Consider the following 14,939-nt stretch of genomic DNA (forward strand, 5'->3'; position numbering starts at 1 on the left):
CCTCCAATTAAATATCTATTTCTAAATTTGATCTAAGAATTTTATCATAAGGAATATTTATTATTTTACCTCCATCTTTTTCTTTTATAGTAATAATATTATTTTCAATATTTTCAATGTAACCTTTTACTGCAGTTCTATTTTCAATTCGCTCTCTTAATATTAATTTAGCTAGTTTTCCTTTAAACCGTATAAAATCATTTAAACTTTTTAAGGGTCTATCTAAACCAGGAGAACTAACTACTAAATCATAAGATGATTCAATAATATCTTCTTTGTCTAAATATGTTTCAATTTTTCTTGAAAAAGCTTCACAATCATCTATTCCCACATAATCATCAAGCTTATCGATAATAATTTCAAGTTTTAGTTTTCGCCTTATTTTTTTCATTGATATATCGAATATTTCCAGATTCATTTCTTTAGCTATTTCTTCAGCTTTGTTTTTAATCAAGTCTTTATTGTTCATAATACACCTCCTTTGTAATAAAAGAGAATTCGAGGGCACAGCCCTCGAACTTCTTGAAGATTATTCTAAAATTTATTATATCATATTTTTTATATAAAATCAAGTAAGCGAGAATGAAATAGAAAATCCATAGACTTCTTTTTCGAATTTAATAATATCATCTCTTGAAGTAGTTATTTTCTTATCATTATTTTTAATATTTTCCCCAAAAACATTGGATAAAATTTTTTTAGAAGTATCACTGGCAGTTCTCTCGATCTCTGAAATTCTTCTAAGAAGTTTTCGTCTATTATTATCAAATATATCAAAGGCACCACTTTTAATTGTTTGTTCAATAATATTTCGTGTTATTCCCATATTTTTAGATCTTTTTATAAAGTTTTCAAATGAAGTATATATGCCATTTTTTTGTATATCTTCTAATATTTTTTTTTCAGCAAATTCGCCTACACCTTTTATTATTCTCAAAGGTAATATAATTTCTCCTTTTTTGTATAAGCCTGTTGGAAAATTTATATTTGGAGTAAAAACTTTAATTTTTATAGCATTTATTTCATTAAATAAACTAAAGTTAAGTCCTTTATATTTAATATATTCCAAGTAAAATTTTTCAGGTTGGGAAGTTTTTAATTCAGCTAACCAATAACTCAGATGGGCATAAGCAACGCTATGGGATTTATTAAAGGCATATTGAGCAAAATTTTCAATTTTTTTGTATAATTTTGTAGCCTCATCAATACCTATTATTTTAGAAGCATTAATTATGAATTTATTTTTCAAATTTTCTATTTGGTCAATATTTTTTTTAGCTATGGCTTTTCTAAAGTTGTCTGATTCATGAGGTGTTAATCCGCCTAATTTTTGAGCTAAGAACATGACCTGTTCCTGGAAAATAATTACTCCTTTAGTTTCGGGAAGTAATTTTTTTAAATATTCTTTACTACTACCTTCTAAATATTCATCAAACATACCAGAATTTAAAGGACCTGGTCTATTTAATGCTAATAATATATACAATTCATCAAAATTTTTTGGTTTTAAATTTTTAGCTAAATTTTTAGCTAATTTGGATTCAAGTTGAAATATTCCTTCTGTAAATCCCTTGGATATAAAATCATAAACTTTTTTATTATTTAAATTATTAAAAGTTTCTCTCGAGTATTTAAAATCGAATTTTTTCAATAATGAAAGAGTATCAAGAGATAATAAATCGAATTTTTCTATACCAATATCTTTTAATTCATTCATCTCCCATAATGTAATTGGTATTTTACGTGATAAATCGAGAGGTATTTTTTCTTTTATTTTTTCATTAGATAAAATAATTCCAGCAGCATGTACAGACTCTGCAATTTCTATACCTTCTAGATAAAAAGCTAATATATAATAATCTCTTGTTTCTATATTTTTAAATAGATGGGTATTTTCTGATGATCTTATAGGTTTTTTAAATTTTTTAGAATAATCGGATTTTAAAATTTCTTTTATCTTTTTAAATACGCTTTTACTTTTCATTCGTACGTATGTTTTAATATGAGAAATTTCAAATTCTTTTGACAATTCTTCTATAATAATTTCTCTCTTTTCAGATTCAACATCAATATCAATGTCCGGAAGTTCTTGTCGAGAAACATTTAAAAATCTTTCAAAATAAAGATTGTATTTTATTGGATCTATAAGGGTTATTCCTAGTAAATAGACAACCAAAGAACCTACAGCAGAACCTCTTCCAGGGCCAAGCAAGCTTCCAACTCTTTTTGATATATCAATCACCTTTTTTACAGATAGTATATAATCAGACACATCCAATTTTTTGATAATTTCTAATTCATTTTTCAATCTTTCGACATAATTATCGGGTAACTTGCTTATCAATGGTAAAATTGTTTCATATAATTTTTTAAATCCCCCCATTTTTGGAATATCAATTCTAAATTCTGATAGATTATAATCAAAATTTATTGTTGAAAGATAATTATATAATGTTTTGTCAACATAATTTTTAATATCATAATCTTTTTTTATATAATCACCATTAATATCATTTATTAATTCAGAAAATCTCTTTGTTGGATATACAATTTTGTTTAAAATTAATTTTTTATCAATATAATTTAGTTTTGTAACGTTAATATTATTGTATAATTTTATTATACTTCTTAAATCTTTAGAATTTTTAGGAATAAAAACCTTATTATCTTTTTCAAAAAGTATAATAGGTTTAAGTTTATATTTATTACATAAAGTAATAAAAGTAATCCATGATTTTGGATGACTTTCTAATAATGCAATTCCGTCATAATGAAATTTTTTTGCTAAAGGAATTAGATCCCTCAACTGTATATAAGATTCTCCTATTGATTTAGAAGTAACGACAGGTCCCAATATTTTCAAAATACCACCTCAAAGAATTTTCTTTTCTTTGACTATATTATAACACAAAAAGCGCCACTACGGCGCTTTTTATTATTATAATTTAAATTGCTCTTTTAACTTTTCCAGCTTTTAAACAACTTGTACATACATTCATTCTTTTAATAGTTCCATCTTCTAAAACAACTTTTACTTTTTGAATATTTGGCTTCCACCATCTTCTTGTAGTTACTTTTGAATGAGCAACGCTATTTCCAGCAGTAGGTCTTTTACCACACACTTCACATACTCTAGCCATTTCAATCATCCTCCTATATATTTTATTATATTATTATTTCCTAAAATGATACCTACTATATTATATACATAAAGATGAATTTGATGTTTAAAAAAAGTTAAATTTAGTCATCGGATTCCATTAATTTTTCTTCATCCTCAAATTTCATAGGTTTAACAATAGGATAAGCTATAACATCTCTAATAGTTTCGGCATTAGTAAGGAACATTACAAATCTATCTATTCCAATACCTAAACCACCAGTTGGAGGTAACCCATATTCCAATGCTCTAATAAAGTCTAAATCCATCATTTGTGCTTCTTCATCACCTTTATCCTTTAATTCAACTTGTCTTTTAAATCTTTGCAATTGGTCTACAGGATCGTTTAACTCACTAAAGGCGTTTGCTAATTCTCTTCCATAAATAATTAATTCAAATCTTTCAGTAACTCTTGGATCCTCTCTATGTCTTTTAGCTAATGGGGAAATTTCAACTGGATGTTCTAGAACAAATGTAGGTTGTACAATTTTATCTTCAACTAAAGACCATAATTCATCAATATAATGAGCTTTATCTTCAACCATAACATCTACACCATGTTTTTTTAGAACTTCTGATAATTTCTCATCAGGATCTTCTAGAATATCAACATCCAAGTGTTCTTTAATAAAGTCTCTCATTTTAACTCTTTGGAATGGAGGTTTGAAATCAATTTCAACTCCTTGATAATTAATTTTTGTTGTTCCATAAATTTTTTCTACAACGTAAGAAAGAACATCTTCTGTGATTTTCATCATATCAGTATAATCAGCATAAGCCTGATATAATTCCATCATTGTAAATTCTGGATTATGTTTATAAGATACACCTTCATTTCTGAAATTTTTTCCAATTTCATAAATTTTTTCCATTCCTCCAACAACTAATCTTTTTAAATAAAGTTCTGGTGCAATTCTTAAATACATGTCACTATCATAAACATTTAAGTGAGTAACAAATGGTCGTGCATTAGCGCCCCCTAAAATAGGATGCAAGGTAGGGGTTTCTACTTCTATAAAACCTTTTGAATTTAAAAATTCTCTAATATACCTGATAGCTTTAAATCTTGTTACAAAAGTTTTTAAACTTTCGTCATTAGCAATCATATCAACATATCTTTGTCGATATTTAACTTCTTTATCTTTTAAACCATGCCATTTTTCTGGTAAAGGTCTTAATGCTTTAGATAATATTTCAAAATCAAGTACTAATAAAGTCAATTCTCCTGTATGGGTTTTGAACGGGAATCCTTCAATTCCAACCCAATCTCCAATATCCATATATTTTTTAAATTCATCAAATTTACCTTCTTTAACTTTATCTTTTCTTATATATGCTTGTATTCTACCAGAGTCATCTTTTAATACAATAAAAGCAGATTTTCCATGTTTTCTTATTGACATTACTCTGCCAGCAAATTTGAATACATCATTTTCTAATAATTCGCCATCAGAAATAACACTATTATATTTTTCTTTAATTTCTTCAACCTTCATTTCTTTTTCAAATCTGTATGGATAGGGATTTTTACCTTCTTTTCTTATTTCTTCTATTAATTTTAATCTTTGTTCTCTTAAATTGCTCAAATCAAGCACCTCCATATTTTAAAATAGCTAAAATTTCAAGTTCTCTTTCTTTGTTTGAAGGAGTTTTAAATTTAACTCTATCACCAATTCTTTTTTTCAGTAACGCTTTTCCTAATGGGGATTCAGAACTAATTTTTTTAGGCTCTGAAAAAATATCAGCTTCTTGTGAATTTACTATTTTATAAGTTTCTTCTATATTCTTTTTTAAATCCTTTACAATAACAGTATTACCTAGATTAACTTCTTCTGTATTACTTGTTGATTCATCAATTATTTCAGCATTTTCTAGTATATAATCGATTTCTTTAATTCTAGAATCTATTTTACCTTGTTCATTTTTAGCTTCTTCGTACTCACTATTTTCAGATAAATCTCCTAATTCTCTCGCTTCTTTAATTCTTTCAGCGATTTCTGTCATTAATTTATTTTTCAATCTTTCTTTTTCTTTTATTAAATTCTCATAACCTTCTTTTGTTAATTGTATTTTTTCACCTGGAACCATATTTAAACCTCCTTATATTTCTTTTTTCTTTAAATCATTTATTATTCTTATAAAATGATCCAGATCGCCAAATTCTTTATATACAGATGCAAATCTAACATATGCAACATGATCAATTTTCTTCAATTCATTCATTATCATATCTCCAATTTTAACGCTCTCAATTTCAGAATTTCCCATTTTTCTTATTTTTTCTTCAATTTCAGCTACAAGATTTTCGATTTGCTCATAACTAATAGCTCTTTTATGACAAGCTTTTATTAATCCATTTAATATTTTTTGTCTATCAAAAATTTCTCTTTGTCCATTCTTTTTTATTACAAAAATTTTATGAGTTTCATATCTTTCATAAGTAGTAAATCTACTATTACATTTAAGGCATTCTCTTCTTCTTCTGGTAACTGTTCCTTCTGCTATAGTTCTTGAATCTAGAACTCTTGTCTCATCATGTCCGCAATATGGACACTTCATTTTTTTTCACCTCTTTTTAGGCCTTCATTAGCAATTTTTTCTAATTTTTTTATTTTGTAGTATAATGAAGATTTTGATATATTAAGATTTTCAGCCATTTCACTCAAACTATCACTCTCATTTTCAAGTCTATAAAGTGCAATCTCTTTTAAATCATCTGATAATTCTTCAAAAAATCCATTATTAATTAATTTTTTTATATTTTCAATTTGTTTTGAAGCACTTTCAGCAGTTTTTGTTGCATTGGCTGAAATAAAGTTAAATGTTCGCGACACATTGCTTTTTAATTCGCGAACTTTAATAATGTTAGATATTTTTTCAGCAGATTTATGAGCGCCTATTAATTCCAAAACATTTAATATATCCTTTGATGATTTTATATATATTTTTATTTTATTATTTTTTGTTATATAATTGGCTCTAATTCCTATAAGATTTTGTAAATTTTTTATTATCATTTGAGCAAAATATTCGGTAAAATCTGAAAAAATCTCAAAATGATAGTTTTTGCTAATAGACACAGACCCACAACTTAAAAATAAACCACGAAAAAAAATGCCAAAAAGATATGGATCATTTGATATATATTTTGGAATTTCATCAGAAAATATATCGATTTTTTTGTCATCAAAAACGATTTTTGCATGCATTAAATTAAAATACAGTTCCCCCATACGTCCTAATCTTAGCCTTTTTTCTATTTTTATATAGGTAGTTATCCATTCTTCAAACAATTCTTTAGAAAGTTTATAAACACGTTTTAAAACATTCATAGAAGGAATGGTTATTTTTAAAAGATGTTTATCTTCTTCTATTATAAAACTCCCTCTACCTTTGATAAAGCCAAATAATTCTATTTCTGGATATTCTAAAGGAGAATTAACCAATTCTAATTTTACTTCTTCGGGAAAGATAGACATTTTATCACCTATTTATATCTCTATGTTCGATAGAAACATTATAATTCTTTTCCTTTAATAGATGGAACAGTTTTTCAGCAACATAAACAGATCTATGTCTTCCACCTGTACAACCAATACCAATATTTATTGATACTCTACCTGTAGAAGAATACCATTTGTGAATTTTTAATATTAATTCATAAATTGAATTAACTGTTTCAGATGTTTCTTCAAAATGTTCTAAATATTCTATAATATCAGGATCTTTGCCTGTTTGTATAAAAAATTCTTTTATATAATAAGGATTTGGTAAATATCTTACATCAAACATATAATCGAGATCGTGAGGTAAAGAATATTTAAATCCAAAGCTCATTATTTTAATTTTTGTATTGTTATTAGTCTTTTCATCCAATATTTCAAGTATTTTTTCCCTAAATTTTGTTGGTTCTAAGTGAGTCGTATCTATTATATAATCAGAAATTTCTTTTATTGGATACATCATTTTAATTTCTTTTTCTATGGCTTCATCTAAAGCAATATTAAGATTTTGAAGAGGATGGGCTCTTCTTGATTTTCTAAATCGTGTTTTAATAGTTTCAATTGAAGAATCAAGATATAAAACTTTAAAAAAAGTATTCCCATTTTTAACATTATTTCTAATATTGAGAATTTCTTCTTTTAATTCCTCCGTTTTTTTCCATCTTATATCGCTAACAAATGCAATATTATTTATATCAGAACTATTTAATAGCATTTTTAAAAATTCTTCAATTAAATGTGGGGGAATATTATCAATAGTGTAGTAATTTATATCTTCCAATATTTTTAAAATAGTTGTTTTTCCTGCTCCAGACAATCCAGTAATTAATAAAATTTTTCTTTGTTTTCCCATTTTATCACTCCAGATTCTCCAAATATTTTTGAAGAAAAATTAATATTGTAATTGTTCTTACCTAATATCTTTTCAGTATTATTTTTGAATTTATGTATATTTCCTGATATATAAAATTGTATTTTTGGTTGTGCATAAACAACAGGAATATAATTTTTAAGCGTTTCAACAATACTATCAGCAGGATCTACGATTTTTCCCTTTACTGCTTTTTTTATATGTTTTTCCAGTATAGGATAATGAGTGCACCCTAATATGATTTTATCATATTCTTTTAGATTTTTTAGATAAAAATTTACTATAGATTCAGCGATAGGGCCATGCCATATTCCCTCTTCAATTAAAGGAACAAATAATGGACATGCTATTTCATTTATTTTTGCATTTTTAGAAGAAATTAATTCTCTATATGTTCCAGTTTTAATAGTATTTTCAGTAGCTAATAATAAAACATTATCTTTTTTTCTTATCTGAGAAATAGCATTTTTTAGTATACTAATATATTTAAAGTTATACATATTTATATCAATATAATTCCTTAATATTAAAGAATCTGAAGTATTACAAGCAGCAACAACTAAATCTATTCCAATTTTATTATAAAATTGGAATAAATCTTCTAAAATATTTAAAATTTTTCCAATAGGCTTTGAACCATATGGAACATTTAAAGTGTCTCCGAAATAAAAATATTGGTGGCCTTTGAAGGTATTGACCACCTTTTTTAAAACGGTTAAACCACCTATTCCTGAATCAAAAAAACCGATTTTCATAATCACACCACCAAGTTATGCTTTATTATGGGAGACAGAAGAAAACTTTTCTATCAATTCTTTTAATCCCTGTTTTAACTCTAATTTTTCAAGATTTTCATTTAATAGAAGGAATAATAATATATGAACAACATCAGGGTTGTTCATTTTAGAATATATTTCTTCTACATTTTGTTTTATGTTTTCTAAAATTTCAGTAATAATTTCTTCGGGCTCATCAGTAATAAAATCATATTTTTTCCCCATTAAATCAAAATAAATATGTTTTTGTTTTCTGTCTCCCATAAAATTCACCGCCTACGAAACCAAAGGGTTACCATCTAGGTTCTTCGTAAGATTGTTCTTCTGTATTTTGAACTTCTGTAAATTCTACAGTTTCATTAGGTTCCTTAACATTTTCAGAAATTTCTTCACCTAAAATTTCCTTTAGTTTGTAATTGATTTCTTGGATATATTTTTCCATATCTTCCTCATTTTTTCTAAATTCTTCAATTTGATTTTTTAACATATCTCTTTCACGTGTTAGTTTTTCGTATTCAGCATAAAGTTCCTCGTTTTCTTTTTTTAAAGCATCCCTTTCTTCTTTGATTTTATTATACTTTTCTGTGAGATTGTTTATAATACTTTCAAGTTCTTTTAAGAGTTCCATTTTTATACCTCCTTTATCATTTTCAATTATTTTTTCTCCATAAAAAAAAAAAATCCTTTTTAATTATAACATAAAAATTTCCATAAATCACAAAACTGTGTTATAATATTCAAAGAAAAAATTTATTTGGAGGTGAAGATACTATGAATTTTAATAGTATAACAAACTTTTTATTTTTTGGTCCACCTGAAGCAGCTGTTCCTCAGACAAATACTGGTGCAGTAACTACTACAGGTGCAGGAAGTATATGGAGCTTATTATTCCCTTTTGTATTGATTTTTGGTTTAATGTATTTTCTAATAATTATGCCACAAAGAAGACAGGAAAAAAAACATAGAGATATGTTATCTAAATTGAAAAAAGATGATAAAATTTTGACACAATCAGGAATAATTGGAAAAATTGTGAATATTAACAATGATTTTGTCAGAATTAGAACTGCAGATAAGACAGAATTAGATATAACTAAAACTTCGATAGTAGCCATTCTTTCTAAATCTAATAAAGAAGAAAATAATAAAAAGTAATTTTCAAGGGGGTTGATTTTGTGAAAGCGCACAAAGTTAGAGTAATTATTTCGGTATTAGTTTTACTAACTGCATTATTGATGTTTTTCTGGCCATCAAAAACAGCTAGTGAGAATACAGGAATATTTAAATATTTTTCCAACATTAAGTTAGGGTTAGATATAAAAGGCGGTAGTATGTTGGAATATAATATGAAATTAGACGAAGGTACTGATCCGAATGAAATTATAGATAATGTTATATTAGTTTTAAGAAAAAGATTAGATGCTGCAGGATATACAGAAGCTGTTGTTTCAAAGATTGTTAGTGGAAACAAAATAAGGGTGCGTGTTGAAATACCAGGTATTACAGACATAGAAGAAGCAGAAAAATTAATAGGTAGTAGAGGGAAGCTATATTTTGCAGAAGTTATTGATGTACAAACGTCAGATGTAAAACCTGAAGTAAAAAGAAATAAATACGTTGTTATAAATGGTAAAGAAGAACCTTTATATGAATATGTTAGAGATATATATGATGAAACAACTTGGTATAAAGTACAAAAATATTTTACTTTTGGAAAAGAACCATTTGAATTTACGGGTGCAGAAGTCATTGATGCAAATGCAGATATTAATACTAGAGAAAAAGGTTTTTTGGTTAATTTAAAGTTTAGTTCTCAAGGTAGCAAGAATTTTGAAATTATTACTGGTAATTTAATAGGGAAAAGACTAGCTATTATTTTAGATAATAAGGTTATAATAGCTCCTACTGTAAATCAAAAGATTACAAGTAGTTCAGCGGTAATTGAAGGTATTCAAACTATAGAAGAAGCAAGGAATGTTGCTGCTTTAATTAAAGCTGGAAATTTACCTGTGGATTTAGTTAAATTCCAAGAAAGAACAACAGGGCCAACATTAGGTAAAGATGTTGTAGAAACTATAATTAAAGCAGGATTATTAGGGTTAATAGTAGTTATGGTTTATATGATAGTTTTCTATGGATGGATGGGTGTAGTTGCTGATATTGCATTATTATTTAACTCCACATTATTATTAGGAGTTCTAGCTGGTACTCATGCTATTTTAACACTACCAGGTTTAGCAGGTATTATATTAACTTTTGGTACAACAGTTGATGGTAATGTTATTATATATGAAAGAATTAAAGAAGAATTAAGACATGGAAGACCTCCTTTAACAGCCGTTAGGTTCGGTTTCGACAAAGCTTTCTGGACATTGTTTGATGCTAATTTAACTACAGTGTTAGCTGGTGTAGTTCTTTATTATTTTGCAACAGGTACAGTAAGAGGATTTGCTATTACATTAATTATTGGTGTTTTAGGTAGTATGTTTACTAATTTAGTAGTATCAAGAGCTGTATTAGAATCCACAAGCCATTTAATTAATGTGAAAAAATATCAGAAAGCGGCTGTAGAGGAGGGAAAATGATGATTGATTTCGTAGGAAAAAGAAAAGTATTTATTTTCTTTTCGTTATTATTAATTATAATAAGTTTAATTTTTGTTTTTACAAAAGGATTTAATTTAGGTGTTGATTTTGCTGGAGGTACAGAGTTTGTTGTTTCTTCTGATAAAGAATTAGCTGTTGGAGATATAAGAGATGTGTTATCTTCGATAAGATCAGAATATGCTACGGCAAAAATAGCAAAATTAAAAAATTTAAATGTTGAGAATTCAGAATTATTCCAATATTCAGTAGTTTTGAAAGATTCGTTGTCTGGTTCTACAGAATTGAAAGAAGAATTAATAAAATCTATGAAATCAAAATTTTTAGAAAATGGTGTAAAGATAGAATTTTTAGAATTTAACGATGTTTCTGGATATGCAGCAGAAGAGATAAAATCTTATGCATGGTATGCTGTTGTAATATCTCTTATTCTATTATTAGCTTATATTACCTTAAGATTTAAATTTTCTTTTGGTATAGGTGCTATTTTAGCTTTAGCTCATGATATTTTGATAACAATGGGTTTTTATTCTATTTTTGGAATAGAAATTAATGTTGCAGCCATAGCAGCTTTTTTAACCTTAGCTGGGTATTCTTTAAATGATACAATAGTTGTATATGATAAAATAAGAGAAAATATGAGAAAACTAAGAGGTAAAAAATCTATTGAAGAAATAGTAAATACAAGTATTAATGAAGTTATTGTTAGATCTTTAAATACATCAATCACAACATTTTTAGTAGTATTGCCAATTTTGATTTGGGGAGGAAAAGCAATAGCTCCGTTTGCTTTTGGATTGGCTGTAGGTGTTGTAGTAGGTACATATTCATCATTATATATTGCAAGTCCAATTGTTATTGGTTGGATAAAGAAAACAAAGGTATATTAAAAATTATCAATTATTAAAATGGCCTCTATATTGGAGGCCATTTTATTATATATATTTTGTTGTGTTAATAAATTTGATTGTGAAATAAAAAATGGGCGAATCCATTCGCCCATTATATTACCTTAGTAATTGTAATACTTGTTGAGGTAATTGATTAGATTGAGATAGCATAGCAGTACCAGATTGCATAAGTATTTGTTGTTTAGTAAATTCAGCCATAACCTTAGCCATATCAGCATCTCTAATTCTTGATTCAGCAGCGGTTAGGTTTTCAGATGCAACACCTAAGTTCTTAATTGTATGTTCAAGCCTATTTTGTGCAGCACCGAGTTTGGCTCTGAAAGCGGATACTTTATAAACAGCAGCATCAATAGCACTGATAGCAAATTCAGCATCACTTTGTGAATCTATTTTTACACCAGTTGTAAGCCCAATATCGTCAGCTTTCATACTTTCGAATCCCATTGAAATAACTTGTCCTTCATTAGCCCCAATATGGTAATTTAAAGGATTTACACCGCTACTACCTGCTGTTACTAGTCCAAATACAGCAACTGCAGCACCATCAACTTTTGTTCCTGAAGCCAATGTTCCGCCGTAATCATCTTTAGTAGCAATTTGGCTAGTATCCCAATTAATAGCAATTGAACCACTACCAATATCAACAGTAACAGCACCTGCACCTACTGTAACAATTGCTGTTGAAGTATCAATTGTTCCGTCATCTTTTATTACAGATACTTTTACATCAAGTTGTGAAGTTGATCCACCTTGGAATTGCCCAACTTCAACAACAACATTTGCATTTATGTCAATTGAAGAAAGGTTAGTATCTACAACTGAAAAATGTGCTGAACCTGGTGAAACAATCTTGGCGTCGGCGGCTCTAGTTTCTTTTAATGAACCATCCAATAAATTCTTTGTGTTAAATTGAGTTGTTTTTGCAATTCTGTTTATTTCATCTCTTAATTCTGTGAATTCATTTTGTAGTTGAACTCTATCAGCATCTGTATTTGTTTCAGTAGAAGCTTGTACTGCTAGTTCTCTCATACGTTTTAATATAGAATGGATTTCGTCTAATCCACCTTCAGCTGTTTGAATCATTGATATAGCATCTTGCGAATTTCTAACAGCTGTGTCTAATCCTTTGATTTGATTTCTCATTTTTTCAGAGATAGCCAAACCCGCTGCATCATCTGCTGCTCTGTTGATTCTTAAACCTGAAGAAAGTTTTTCTAAAGATTTTCCCATCTCGCCTTTAACAGATGTAAGTGTTCTCCATGCGTTTAGAGCTTCCATGTTGTGATAAATCCTCATAATTCCACCTCCGTGTGAAATGTAATAATTTTTCAACCGATATATAATTCGTCTATATTTTTTTAAACTTTAGAAAAATATGATAAAATTAAATAGAAAATTTTTAGGAGGGATTTTTATGTTTTTAGATAATATACCAGAGGATACAAAGATATTATATGAAAAATCACAGCCACTATTTTTAAAAGGTGGAAAGATTGCAGTATTATTGATTCATGGATATACTGGAACGCCGTATGATATGCATTATTTAGGAGAAAGATTAAATGAAAATGGTTACACAGTATATATTCCAAGATTACCTGGGCATGGAACAAATTCAAAAGATTTTTTGAATAGCAATTGGAAAGATTGGCTAAGAAGGGTTATAGATTCATATATAGAATTAAAATCAAAATATGAAAAAGTTTATGTAGGTGGATTATCTATGGGAGGAGTTTTGACATTATTATTAGCATCAAAATTTAATCCAGAAAAAATAGTATTAGCAGCACCTGCATTAGAGGTAAGAGATTGGAGATTAAAATTAACTCCGATTATAAAGTTATTTACGAAAAAAATTAATAGAAATAAAAAGGAAACATATAACGAAGAAGGTTTAAATAGATTAGCTAGAGAATATTGGGATTTCGATTGGCCGTCTAAAGGAGCTGATTTATATAAATTACAAAGATTAGCAAAAAAAAGGTTAAGTAATATTACCAGTGACACTTTAATAATAGTTTCAAAAAAAGATGGTGCAGTGCCACTAAATGTAAAAGATGTTATAAAAAATAAAATTAGATCCAAAAATATAAAAACGGTTGTATTGGAAAAAAGTCCCCATGTAGTTGTAAATGATATAGAAAAAGATAAGGTAGCAGATGAAATAATTCAATTTTTTAATGAATAGTTTTTTATAATTTATTAATTAGAAATAACTGTCTTTTATTAATTTCCATTAATTTCTTTATTTTCTTTTATAATATTCTTCAAAAAGATTATTTTTTGATATCATTTTTCCATTGTTTTCAAGAGCATAAGAGTATGCTATATTTCCAATTAATATAGTATCTTGTAAGGATTTTCCATCAAATAAAGCACTTATTATAGCGCTTTTAAAAGCGCATTTTGCTTCAAATAAAAAATCTTTTTTTGAAGAAAATGGTTTAATAGACCAGGATTCATTTGAAAATTCAAATTTGATATTTCCATCGTTAAAAAAGGTAATTTTATAAATATAATGAATATTTTTTTTAAGTTTAATATTTTCATTAGTAAAAATGAAATCTCCAAATATTTCTTTATCTTTAGGTAGAATAATACTATTCTCAAAATCAAGAAATAAAAATTTTCCCATTAATTTAATATTTCGGACTAAATTATTGTTCCAATCGGGAAGGAGTAAATATACACTTCTCACATTATTATATATATCAGGTATAGCATTTAAGGTAAAACTATAATTCATTTTATCAATATTTTTAAAATCTGTATATACTTTTTCTAGTCCATTGTCCCATATTTTCAATGTTCTTTTTGTTCCATATGGTTGTCTTGCATAAAATAAGTTTATTTCTTTCTGCTCAAAATATTTATTTATCATGTCAAAAAATTCATCATTTCCTAAAAAATCAAAAATAACAGGATGTATTCCAAATCTCTTTAAATGAGTTGATATTTTAGTTCCAACTCCGTTAATTTCTAATGAAATATCAGGAATTGAAAGTATTGATTTTATCAATACTTCAATTCCCCCAATTATTAATATATCATGTTTTTTTTCTATCTCATATAATGGAAGCATTCTCTCTTTTATTTGAAATTGGATTCTCATATT

General features: G+C 27.1%; 17 protein-coding genes. 4 read left to right on the forward strand and 13 right to left on the reverse strand.

Going from position 1 to position 14,939, the window contains the following annotated elements; translation table 11 throughout:
* Positions 1-7 precede the first annotated feature (7 nt).
* The 11 genes from ACYQ44_RS02610 to ACYQ44_RS02660 all read right to left on the reverse strand — a co-directional run bounded on the left by ACYQ44_RS02610 (position 8) and on the right by ACYQ44_RS02660 (position 8,938).
* Positions 8-469, reverse strand: coding sequence for a ribosome maturation factor RimP (locus ACYQ44_RS02610; RefSeq protein WP_459995006.1), 462 nt, complete (start codon positions 467-469; stop codon positions 8-10).
* 99 nt (positions 470-568) lie between these two features.
* Positions 569-2,863, reverse strand: coding sequence for a helix-hairpin-helix domain-containing protein (locus tag ACYQ44_RS02615; protein ID WP_459995007.1), 2,295 nt, complete (start codon positions 2,861-2,863; stop codon positions 569-571).
* Positions 2,864-2,945: 82 nt separating this feature from the next.
* Positions 2,946-3,140 (reverse strand): 50S ribosomal protein L28, encoded by a 195-nt coding sequence (gene rpmB / locus ACYQ44_RS02620; RefSeq protein WP_047266155.1) that lies wholly within the window; start codon positions 3,138-3,140, stop codon positions 2,946-2,948.
* 103 nt (positions 3,141-3,243) lie between these two features.
* The gene (gene lysS / locus ACYQ44_RS02625) at positions 3,244-4,761 is read right to left on the reverse strand and encodes a lysine--tRNA ligase (RefSeq protein ID WP_459995008.1); all 1,518 of its coding nucleotides are present in this window, start codon (positions 4,759-4,761) and stop codon (positions 3,244-3,246) included.
* Positions 4,748-5,248 carry a transcription elongation factor GreA gene (gene greA, locus ACYQ44_RS02630; protein ID WP_459995009.1) on the reverse strand — a complete coding sequence of 167 codons (501 nt, stop codon included), beginning with the start codon at positions 5,246-5,248 and terminating at the stop codon, positions 4,748-4,750. Before greA ends, lysS begins: the two co-directional genes overlap by 14 nt.
* A 12-nt stretch (positions 5,249-5,260) precedes the next feature.
* A complete protein-coding gene (gene nrdR, locus ACYQ44_RS02635; RefSeq protein ID WP_459995011.1) occupies positions 5,261-5,719 on the reverse strand; it encodes a transcriptional regulator NrdR in 459 nt (152 codons plus the stop codon).
* Positions 5,716-6,639, reverse strand: coding sequence for a DNA-binding protein WhiA (gene whiA, locus ACYQ44_RS02640; protein WP_459995013.1), 924 nt, complete (start codon positions 6,637-6,639; stop codon positions 5,716-5,718). Before whiA ends, nrdR begins: the two co-directional genes overlap by 4 nt.
* Positions 6,640-6,643: 4 nt before the next feature.
* On the reverse strand, positions 6,644-7,516 hold the full coding sequence (gene rapZ / locus ACYQ44_RS02645; RefSeq protein WP_459995014.1) for an RNase adapter RapZ: 873 nt from the start codon (positions 7,514-7,516) through the stop codon (positions 6,644-6,646).
* Positions 7,489-8,289: a glutamate racemase gene (murI, locus tag ACYQ44_RS02650; protein ID WP_459995015.1), complete on the reverse strand. Its 801-nt coding sequence runs from the start codon at positions 8,287-8,289 to the stop codon at positions 7,489-7,491. Before murI ends, rapZ begins: the two co-directional genes overlap by 28 nt.
* Positions 8,290-8,304: 15 nt before the next feature.
* A complete protein-coding gene (gene zapA / locus ACYQ44_RS02655; RefSeq protein WP_459995017.1) occupies positions 8,305-8,574 on the reverse strand; it encodes a cell division protein ZapA in 270 nt (89 codons plus the stop codon).
* 28 nt (positions 8,575-8,602) lie between these two features.
* Complete coding sequence (locus ACYQ44_RS02660; protein ID WP_459995019.1) at positions 8,603-8,938, reverse strand: hypothetical protein; 336 nt, start codon at positions 8,936-8,938, stop codon at positions 8,603-8,605.
* A gap of 143 nt (positions 8,939-9,081) precedes the next feature.
* Between ACYQ44_RS02660 and yajC the strand changes: the two genes are divergently transcribed.
* From yajC to secF, 3 genes are read left to right on the forward strand one after another with little or no spacing between them, the layout of a single operon-like run.
* Positions 9,082-9,465: a preprotein translocase subunit YajC gene (yajC, locus tag ACYQ44_RS02665; protein WP_459995021.1), complete on the forward strand. Its 384-nt coding sequence runs from the start codon at positions 9,082-9,084 to the stop codon at positions 9,463-9,465.
* A 20-nt stretch (positions 9,466-9,485) separates the two neighbouring features.
* Positions 9,486-10,895 (forward strand): protein translocase subunit SecD, encoded by a 1,410-nt coding sequence (gene secD, locus ACYQ44_RS02670; protein ID WP_459995022.1) that lies wholly within the window; start codon positions 9,486-9,488, stop codon positions 10,893-10,895.
* The gene (secF, locus tag ACYQ44_RS02675) at positions 10,895-11,803 is read left to right on the forward strand and encodes a protein translocase subunit SecF (protein ID WP_459995024.1); all 909 of its coding nucleotides are present in this window, start codon (positions 10,895-10,897) and stop codon (positions 11,801-11,803) included. Before secD ends, secF begins: the two co-directional genes overlap by 1 nt.
* Positions 11,804-11,920: 117 nt before the next feature.
* On the opposite strand, the gene ACYQ44_RS02680 is transcribed toward secF, so the two are convergent.
* Entirely contained in the window at positions 11,921-13,120 is a 1,200-nt protein-coding gene (locus ACYQ44_RS02680) for a flagellin N-terminal helical domain-containing protein (RefSeq protein ID WP_459995025.1), read from the reverse strand.
* A 118-nt stretch (positions 13,121-13,238) separates the two neighbouring features.
* On the opposite strand from ACYQ44_RS02680, the gene ACYQ44_RS02685 reads away from it, so the two are divergent.
* On the forward strand, positions 13,239-14,012 hold the full coding sequence (locus ACYQ44_RS02685) for an alpha/beta hydrolase (protein ID WP_459995026.1): 774 nt from the start codon (positions 13,239-13,241) through the stop codon (positions 14,010-14,012).
* 57 nt (positions 14,013-14,069) lie between these two features.
* Here ACYQ44_RS02685 and ACYQ44_RS02690 read toward each other — a convergent pair whose 3' ends face one another.
* Positions 14,070-14,936, reverse strand: a complete 867-nt coding sequence (locus ACYQ44_RS02690; RefSeq protein WP_459995028.1) for a hypothetical protein — start codon at positions 14,934-14,936, stop codon at positions 14,070-14,072.
* Positions 14,937-14,939: the final 3 nt, after the last annotated feature.

This window comes from Marinitoga arctica, from assembly GCF_054657315.1.

Coding starts and splice junctions, on each gene's coding strand:
- lysS (WP_459995008.1), bottom strand. CDS start 4,761: ATGGAGGTGCTTGATTTGAGCAATTTAAGAGAACAAAGATTAAAATTA.
- rapZ (WP_459995014.1), bottom strand. CDS start 7,516: ATGGGAAAACAAAGAAAAATTTTATTAATTACTGGATTGTCTGGAGCA.
- ACYQ44_RS02610 (WP_459995006.1), bottom strand. CDS start 469: ATGAACAATAAAGACTTGATTAAAAACAAAGCTGAAGAAATAGCTAAA.
- yajC (WP_459995021.1), top strand. CDS start 9,082: ATGAATTTTAATAGTATAACAAACTTTTTATTTTTTGGTCCACCTGAA.
- secF (WP_459995024.1), top strand. CDS start 10,895: ATGATTGATTTCGTAGGAAAAAGAAAAGTATTTATTTTCTTTTCGTTA.
- murI (WP_459995015.1), bottom strand. CDS start 8,289: ATGAAAATCGGTTTTTTTGATTCAGGAATAGGTGGTTTAACCGTTTTA.
- zapA (WP_459995017.1), bottom strand. CDS start 8,574: ATGGGAGACAGAAAACAAAAACATATTTATTTTGATTTAATGGGGAAA.
- ACYQ44_RS02690 (WP_459995028.1), bottom strand. CDS start 14,936: ATGAGAATCCAATTTCAAATAAAAGAGAGAATGCTTCCATTATATGAG.
- ACYQ44_RS02660 (WP_459995019.1), bottom strand. CDS start 8,938: ATGGAACTCTTAAAAGAACTTGAAAGTATTATAAACAATCTCACAGAA.
- greA (WP_459995009.1), bottom strand. CDS start 5,248: ATGGTTCCAGGTGAAAAAATACAATTAACAAAAGAAGGTTATGAGAAT.
- ACYQ44_RS02685 (WP_459995026.1), top strand. CDS start 13,239: ATGTTTTTAGATAATATACCAGAGGATACAAAGATATTATATGAAAAA.
- nrdR (WP_459995011.1), bottom strand. CDS start 5,719: ATGAAGTGTCCATATTGCGGACATGATGAGACAAGAGTTCTAGATTCA.
- ACYQ44_RS02680 (WP_459995025.1), bottom strand. CDS start 13,120: ATGAGGATTTATCACAACATGGAAGCTCTAAACGCATGGAGAACACTT.
- rpmB (WP_047266155.1), bottom strand. CDS start 3,140: ATGGCTAGAGTATGTGAAGTGTGTGGTAAAAGACCTACTGCTGGAAAT.
- whiA (WP_459995013.1), bottom strand. CDS start 6,639: ATGTCTATCTTTCCCGAAGAAGTAAAATTAGAATTGGTTAATTCTCCT.